Raw genomic sequence first — 7,521 nt, 5'->3', positions numbered from 1 at the left:
ACCACACCGCTACCATTTCAGTCTTCTGAACAGCGCGCTGGAACGCATCGCTAAGCGCCGCCAGCAGGAGCAACAGCGCGACCACGACGGTGACAAGGAGTCCCCCGACGGTGGCAAGGAGTCTCCCGACGGTGACAAGGAGTCCCCCGACGGCGGCAAGCCGTAGATGGGGGTCTCCCCTGCCCTGTATGGCCCTGTAGCGGCCTAACAGGATGTCGCCAGGGTCAGTGTCCAGCGACAGCGCTAAAACCGCTCTAATTCAGCGAAAATCGAAGAATTAGAGCGGTGTTTTTTGAAGCGTCCTGGGTTCAGATTCAGGTAACTCAAGGATGAGTGTGAATCCGGGGTTTGTGTCTTTGAGAAGGCCCTTTAGAAGCCTTCAAGTACTTCGTAGAGGGCGGTGGCTAGGGTTAGTCGCCGTCGCTAGCTGTGCTTGGCTGTTAATGTCATGTCGACCAACTGCAGGAAGCGTATAACGTAGTCTTTGACAAAGCCTGCGGTGCCTTCATTGAGATGGCCGGAGTCTTCGAAGAGGGTGGGGGATTGGCCAAGGAATACCTCGGGCTGACCAGGAAGCGGCATATCGAAGTAGGACAGGGCGAGCCGGAGGTTCTTCTGTGAACTGTAGCCGCCCATGCGGCCTACAGAGTGACTGATGATACCTGCGGGAAGGTTCTTCCAAGCCACATCCGAGTTGGGCTTGGAACCGATGTCCACTGCATTCTTGAGACAGGCAGGGATAGTACGGTTATTTTCCGGGGTAACAAAGAGGACGCCGCTCGAGTTCTTGATGGTGTCGCGGAAAGTGGTGTACTCAGCTGGAATGGGCTTGTCCGTGACCGAGGGGTCATCGTAGTCGAAGTCATAGAGCGGCAAGTCACGGATTTCAACGATGTCTGCCTGGTAGTTTTCAGGGATCATTGTGAGCACTTCGTGTGCAATCTTGCGCGCAAATGAGCCGCGGCGCAGGCTGCCGACGATAACACTAATGCGTGGGGTGGTCATAGGAAATCCTTTCTTCTTAGTTGGGCGTAGGTACGTGCGATCAAGGGAGAAAAGGCTTGCAGCCAAAGGCAGGCGGTGGCCCGGCGGCGTGGGCGGCAGTAAGAAAGTTATCCACTTTGTCTTCTTCATGGCGGAAGTACAGTTCGATGAGTCCTAACAGTCCCCCGAGGACGGCCTCCCGTGCGGCGGACGTATCCAAAAGCCGCATGGCTGCTGGTTGGTTTCCTTCGCGGATGGCTTCAAACAGCGCGATGGTCTCAAGCCAGCTTCCTTGGTCTGGTCGTGGAAACGGTTTAGAAATCCCAGTCATCATCACTCGTTTCTTCAGCGGTGCCAATGACATAGGAGGAACCGGAGCCGGAGAAGAAGTCATGGTTTTCATCTGCTCCAGGTGCTAGGGCAGCGAGGATTTCCGGGTTCACTTCCGTTTCTTCAGGTGGGAAGTAGTCCGGGTAGCCCAAATTCATGAGCGCCTTATTGGCGTTATAGCGAACGAATACAGCTACATCATCCATGAGCCCCAACGGCTCATATAGCTCGCCGGAATAATCCAGCTCTAGGGCATAAAGCTCTTCGAGCAAGGAAATAGTGAAATCATGCATCTCCTGTTGCCGTTGTGGAGCAGACGTTTCCAGTCCGCGCTGGTACTTGTAGCCTGAGTAGTAACCGTGCACTGCCTTGTCACGCAGAATGAGGCGAATCATGTCTGCCGTATTTGTCAGGGTGGCGTGGACGGAAAAATGCAGGGGAAGATAGAAACCCGCGTAGAGAAGCAGCGAGGAAAGCAGCGTCGATGACACTTTGCGCTTGAGTGGATCGGGTCCAAAATAATGAGTGAGCACTTTTTTGGCGCGTGCCTGGAGAAGGTCATTATTCACCGCCCAGCGGTATGCCTCATCAATTTCTTTCGTACTGCTCAAAGTAGAAAACACTGAAGAGTAAGAACGGGCATGGACTGATTGCATGAAGGCGATGTTGGTATACACGGCCTCCTCGTGCTCGGTGCGGGCATCTTGGATCTGACAGATTTCGCCCACAGTGGCCTGGACGGTGTCCAGGGTGGTGAGTCCCGTGAACACCCGCATGGTGAGGTTGCGTTCCTCCGGTGTCATCCTCTGCCACGCCGGGAGATCGTTTGAAAGTGGAACCTTTTCTGGCAACCAAAAGTTGGCGGTGAGGCGGTTCCACACTTCAAGATCCTTCTCATCGCTCACCCGATTCCAATTGATGGCGCGGATGCGGGCTGAAGGGTCATGCCGGTAACTTGGCGGCGTAACTGAGATGCTGGTTAGCTCAGCAGTGTTTGATGTTGAAGACATAGCTTCTTTCTTTCTTGATGGATGGTTGTGAATGAAGGAAGGACCGTGTTCCTACAGAGCACAGGAAACGCAGCCTTCGACCTCGGTTCCCTGGAGTGCAGGTTGGCGTAAACGGATGTAGTACAAGGTCTTGATTCCGGCTTTCCAGGCATAGATTTGTGCCTTGTTGATGTCCCGCGTAGTGGTGTCAGCGGTGAAGAACAAAGTCAGGGAAAGCCCTTGGTCCACGTGTTGGGTGGCCATAGCGTAGGTGTCGATGATTTTTTTGTACCCCACGGTGTAGGAGTCATCGAAATACTCCAAGTTGTCGTTGGTCATTTCCGGTGCGGGGTAGTACACGCGCCCCAAGCGGCCTTCCTTGCGTATTTCAATCTTGGAGGCAATCGGGTGTATGGACGCGGTGGAGTCATTGATGTAGGAAATTGATCCAGTGGGTGGAACTGCCTGCAAGTAGGCGTTGTAGATGCCGTCTTGCATCACTTGGTTCTTGAGCCGTAGCCAATCCTCGCGTTGAGGAATCTGCACGCCAGCCTCATGGAATAGCTGTTTTACGTGGTCAGTGGCCGGCGCCCAGTCTTGGTCGATGTACTTGTCGAAGTAGACGCCAGTGGCATAGGTGGATTCTTCAAAGCCAGTGAATCGTTGACCTTTCTCAACCGCTAGCGCATGGGATGCACGGAGCGCATGATAGGTCACGGTCAGGAAATAGATATTTGTAAAGTCCAGTGCTTCGGCGCAGCCATAAGGAATACGCTTGGAAGCCAGGAAACCGTGGAGATTCATTTGGCCCAACCCGATGGCATGCATGGATGCATTACCGTGAGCGATGGAAGGAACAGCTTCGATATTTGTTAGGTCTGAGACCTTCGTGAGAGCGCGCACCGCGGTTTCAACAGTTTCCCCAAAGTCCGGTGATTCAAAAGCTTTAGCGATGTTGAGCGACCCTAGATTGCAGGAAATGTCCTGGCCAACGGTGGTGTAGTTACCTGAGGCGCCGTAGGTGGATGGCGTGTTGACCTGGAGGATCTCACTACACAGATTGGACATATTGATATGTCCTTTGAGGGGATTAGCGCGGTTGACCGTATCCTCAAAGAGTATGTAGGGGTATCCAGATTCAAACTGAAGCTCAGCCAGCGTGGTGAAAAACTCGCGGGCCTTGATAGTCGTATGAGAAATTCGCGGATTGGAAACCAGCTCGTCGTAATACTCGGTGATAGACATGTCAGACATGGCTACGCCGTACTCGCGAGCGATGTCATACGGGCTAAAAAGATGCATATCCTTGTTCTCTTTGGCCAGCTGGAAGGTTATATCTGGAATAACAACTCCCAGCGAAAGAGTCTTAATGCGGACTTTCTCATCGGCATTTTCCCGCTTGGTATCCAGGAAACGAAGAATATCTGGATGGTGCGCATGTAGGTAGACGGCTCCAGCGCCCTGTCGAGCGCCCAATTGGTTGGCATAGCTGAAGCTATCTTCCAGAATTTTCATGACTGGGACTACGCCGGAAGCTTGGTTCTCAATCTTTTTGATTGGGGCTCCGGATTCGCGCAGATTGCTCAGTAACAAGGCCACACCACCGCCGCGTTTTGAAAGCTGCAGTGCAGAGTTCACGCTGCGGCCAATGCTTTCCAAATTGTCTTCGATGCGAAGGAGGAAGCAGGAGACCATTTCGCCACGCTGGGCTTTTCCTGCGTTGAGAAAAGTAGGGGTGGCGGGCTGGAAGCGTCCGGTCATGATGTCATCCACCAGCTTCTCCGCAAGCTCTTCATCGCCCTGTGCAAGGTACAAAGCTGTGGTGGCGACGCGTTCTTCGTAGCCTTCCAGAAATCGCGAGCCATCAAAGGTTTTCAGTGCGTATGAAGTAAAGAACTTAAATGCGCCGAGGAAAGTGCGGAACTGATGCTTGGCTCGGTGGGCTCTGTCGTACATAGTGCACAGAAAATCGTCATCATAAAGCTCAAGGAATTCCCGCTCGTAGTATTCGTTATCAACCAACCACTCCAAGCGCTGCTTGGTGGATTCAAACTGATGCATGCGGGGAGTGACATGGTGCGCTAAAAAGTCTTGTGTTGCCTCAATGTCCTTGTCGAACTGGATTCTTCCCGAATCGTCGAATAGGTTCAGCTGCGCGTTGAGTGCATGGTAGCTCTTGCGCTTACCGACACCGCCGGCATCGTCTGCTGAAGCGGTGCGGGGCGTAGGGCCAATGGGCTGTGTGGGGGTGGCCTTAAGTGGCGGCATTGTGGTTTCCAATCTGCGTGTTGCGGATGTGGTCTTCATTTTGTGGGAAATCAATGGGGTGTAATTGTTAGTTGCTTTGCTGCTCCCAAAACTTGTGAAGGCCCTGCTTTACAGCGGCAACGTCCTTCTGCGTGCCGAGTAGCTCGAAGTGATACAGCTCTGGAACGTGGCACTTAGCGGAAATGATGCGGCCGGCGACGCAGTAAGCGCTTCCGAAGTTGGTATTGCCTGAGGTAATCACGCCCCGGATAAAGGAACGGTTGATTGGGTCATTGAGGAAGTCGATGACCTGTTTGGGGACTGCGCGTTTGAGCGAGCCACCGCCGTAGGTTGGAACGATGAGTACGTACGGGTGTGAAACCTGGATCATTCCGGTTTTCTTGGGCCGCAGTGGAATGCGCACTGCGGGTCTATCTAAGCGTTCGACGAATCTTTTTGTGTTTTCAGAAACGCTAGAAAAGTACACCAAATCTGGTGAGTCTGACATGACAATCCTGCTCATCCTGGCCTTAGCCATAAGTGGGATAGGTGATGATCGAAAAGATTAACTACGTACTACCGTAGTTGCAAACTACGCCGCACCGTAGTTTGTAAAAGGGCAGGTAGGGACAGGATTAATGAGAAAGGGAAAGACTACAGGCTGTGGTGTGCTACAAACACTGCGTCCGTAGCTGGGCGCCCAAGTACTACCCACTGAGTACTGTCGGCTACCTGTACTTCGAGCGATTCTGAAAAGGACGTTCCTTCGCGCGTGGTAAGAACAGCCCCAATGACGATGCCTTGCTCTTTGAGGAAGGCCAGCAGTTGTGGGTCGGAATCAGAAATGCGTTCCACGGTCACCTGCGGTTGTGCGCCGCTGTCGGTGAGACGGTGCGCACTGGGGATAGTGATCTGTCCATCAACCGTAGGGATAGGGTCGCCGTGTGGATCCCTAGTGGGGTAATTGAGGAACTTATCCACGCGCTCTATGAGCATGTCAGACACCGCGTGTTCAAGATTTTCGGCTTCATCATGGACCTCGTCCCACGTATAATCCAATGCTTGAACCAAAAAAGACTCAAGCAATCGGTGGCGGCGCACCATGACCAATGCGTACTGCCTGCCAAGTTCGGTTAACTCCACAGAGCCATAGGGCGTGTGTGACACGAGCCCTTGCTTCGACATTTTGCGCACTGCATCGGAGACCGAGGAGAGCTTGAGTCCCAGCTGTTTCGCTATAAGTGTGGCGGTAACGGGCTCGGATGACCATTCCTTTAGCCCCCAGATAGCTTTCAAATAGTTCTGGGTACTGGTGGACAGCTCAGAAACAGACATGAATAAATGTTAACCCAGCTTCCGTATGCGCCTTAGGCGCTGTGCCCCAACGCTCATAGCGAACAGAGGCCAAGTTTGAGAGGAATGCCGGTAAGGTGGGGCCAGTTAAAGCATTCTTCACTTGAAGGAGAACCACTAATGTCTGAGAAGATTTCAAATGAACTTGAAGTGCGCCAGCGTAGTGCGTAATGGAATGGCTAGTACACAGTGCAGTAAAACAGCGCATGTAATGGCTCATGTAATGCACTGTGTAGAGACAGAGCGTCTGGAGCAGGAGTATCAGCGCTCCCGTACTGGACGGCGACGGCGTTATGCGTGGTCTGTGCTGAAAAAATAACCCCGCAGGTTTCCCTGCGGGGTGTTGTTGCAACTAGAACGGCACTTCTTCAGAGTCATTAGCAGCAGCGTTATCTGCGCTGTTCTCGCGGCGTGCTGCTCGTGCCTCAGACTCCTTCTTGGAGTCGATCAGCTGCACAGTGTCGATGCGCGCTACCAGCGGATAGTGCTTGTTGCCGTCCTTATCGGTGTAGTTGTCAGTCTTCAGCGAGTAGCTCACTGCAACGCGATCACCAGCGCCGATGCATCCGAAGACGCCGAGGTTCTTGGCGTCAGCCACGTAGCCAGTGAGTTCGACAATCTCTGATTCCACCTTGCCTGTGGACTTGTTCTTGAACGTATTACGTGCGTAGACGTTGAGCTTCACCGTCGCACCGCCGTTTGCGTGCTCAAAGATCTTCGGCTCGCGTGCTGCGTTGCCAACGATGGTGCCATTGTTAAACGGGTTGGACATTGTGATTTCTCCTTATATGAGTGAGTGTGTGATTGTCTTTCAATTGTGTGTTTGAGCAGCGGCTTTGCTGCTGCTGTAAGTGCTGTTACAGCACTGCCCAGGGCAGATGTGCCCCTGCTGCTTCCAGGTCGCGTAGCTCTTGTGCGGCACCCGGATCGGCGTCTTCGCCATCCATGCCGTCAGACATGAGGTAGAGCAGCTCTAGGTCTTCGTGGGTGTAGTGGTACATGGCGTGCCTCCGTGTCGTGGATTGATTCTCAATCCGTTCTTTGAGACAGCTCTGCTGTCTAGAGACCTCTCCCCTGCTCGGTGGAGATTTCCTTCTTCCCTGGTCACGGCGTGGGTAGAAAAGAAAAACCCCGCTACAGCAACTGCTGCAACGGGGTGTGAAGTACTAGTTTTCGAACAACTGCACGCGAGCCTGAGCACCGCCCTCGTGAACCACTTCTGCGAGACGACTGCCCTCGCCAATGTCGATTAACTTCGCCACCAGCGACGGGAACGTCTCTTTGCTGCTGATCTCGGTGGCCCTGTGTGCGGCAACGCCAGCTAGCCCCGGCTGGCCTGTGGCGTGAGCGAGCACGGCAACGGTGGCGGTGAGATGGGCGCGCATCCCTGGCCAGCTGGTCGGGACAGCACGCATAACCTTCTCTATGAACGCAAGGCCAGCCTGCGGCTCATCGAGCAGCGCCGCCAGCAGCGTGTCCCGCAAGCGCGGCGTGGTGAAGCATTTCAACGCAGACCGAACAGCGCGGGTGCTCGGCTGGGTGATTCCTGCCGCCGCCTGTTCGTACTCACGCTGCAGCATGTCGGAGAACATGGGCGGGATATACGCCAGCGCGTCTT

Annotated in this window: 9 protein-coding genes; all 9 read right to left on the bottom strand. The window is 53.8% G+C overall.

What is annotated here, in order from left to right; translation table 11 throughout:
- Positions 1 to 423: 423 nt before the first annotated feature.
- The gene (locus tag HMPREF2550_RS08715) at positions 424 to 1,005 is read right to left on the bottom strand and encodes an NADPH-dependent FMN reductase (protein ID WP_022862715.1); all 582 of its coding nucleotides are present in this window, start codon (positions 1,003 to 1,005) and stop codon (positions 424 to 426) included.
- 40 nt (positions 1,006 to 1,045) lie between these two features.
- Positions 1,046 to 1,315 (bottom strand): hypothetical protein, encoded by a 270-nt coding sequence (locus HMPREF2550_RS12140; protein WP_034666257.1) that lies wholly within the window; start codon positions 1,313 to 1,315, stop codon positions 1,046 to 1,048.
- Positions 1,299 to 2,324, bottom strand: a complete 1,026-nt coding sequence (gene nrdF / locus HMPREF2550_RS08710; RefSeq protein ID WP_034666259.1) for a class 1b ribonucleoside-diphosphate reductase subunit beta — start codon at positions 2,322 to 2,324, stop codon at positions 1,299 to 1,301. The genes HMPREF2550_RS12140 and nrdF overlap by 17 nt, the downstream gene beginning before the upstream one ends.
- A gap of 51 nt (positions 2,325 to 2,375) precedes the next feature.
- On the bottom strand, positions 2,376 to 4,571 hold the full coding sequence (gene nrdE / locus HMPREF2550_RS08705; protein WP_052205721.1) for a class 1b ribonucleoside-diphosphate reductase subunit alpha: 2,196 nt from the start codon (positions 4,569 to 4,571) through the stop codon (positions 2,376 to 2,378).
- Between the two features lie 67 nt (positions 4,572 to 4,638).
- The gene (gene nrdI / locus HMPREF2550_RS08700; RefSeq protein WP_052093126.1) at positions 4,639 to 5,088 is read right to left on the bottom strand and encodes a class Ib ribonucleoside-diphosphate reductase assembly flavoprotein NrdI; all 450 of its coding nucleotides are present in this window, start codon (positions 5,086 to 5,088) and stop codon (positions 4,639 to 4,641) included.
- Positions 5,089 to 5,204: 116 nt separating this feature from the next.
- Complete coding sequence (locus HMPREF2550_RS08695; protein ID WP_070764122.1) at positions 5,205 to 5,885, bottom strand: metal-dependent transcriptional regulator; 681 nt, start codon at positions 5,883 to 5,885, stop codon at positions 5,205 to 5,207.
- A 370-nt stretch (positions 5,886 to 6,255) separates the two neighbouring features.
- On the bottom strand, positions 6,256 to 6,675 hold the full coding sequence (locus tag HMPREF2550_RS08690; RefSeq protein ID WP_070362918.1) for a single-stranded DNA-binding protein: 420 nt from the start codon (positions 6,673 to 6,675) through the stop codon (positions 6,256 to 6,258).
- Between the two features lie 85 nt (positions 6,676 to 6,760).
- Positions 6,761 to 6,904, bottom strand: a complete 144-nt coding sequence (locus HMPREF2550_RS12310) for a hypothetical protein (protein WP_165482993.1) — start codon at positions 6,902 to 6,904, stop codon at positions 6,761 to 6,763.
- A 165-nt stretch (positions 6,905 to 7,069) separates the two neighbouring features.
- The coding region (locus HMPREF2550_RS08685; protein WP_141760576.1) for a DUF4192 family protein at positions 7,070 to 7,521 on the bottom strand (452 nt) is incomplete at its 5' end.

It is taken from the genome of Corynebacterium sp. HMSC074A01 (assembly GCF_001831515.1).
Classification (GTDB): domain Bacteria; phylum Actinomycetota; class Actinomycetes; order Mycobacteriales; family Mycobacteriaceae; genus Corynebacterium.
The sequence above is the reverse complement of the archived record's forward strand: the minus strand, read 5'-3'. Positions and strand labels throughout refer to the sequence as shown.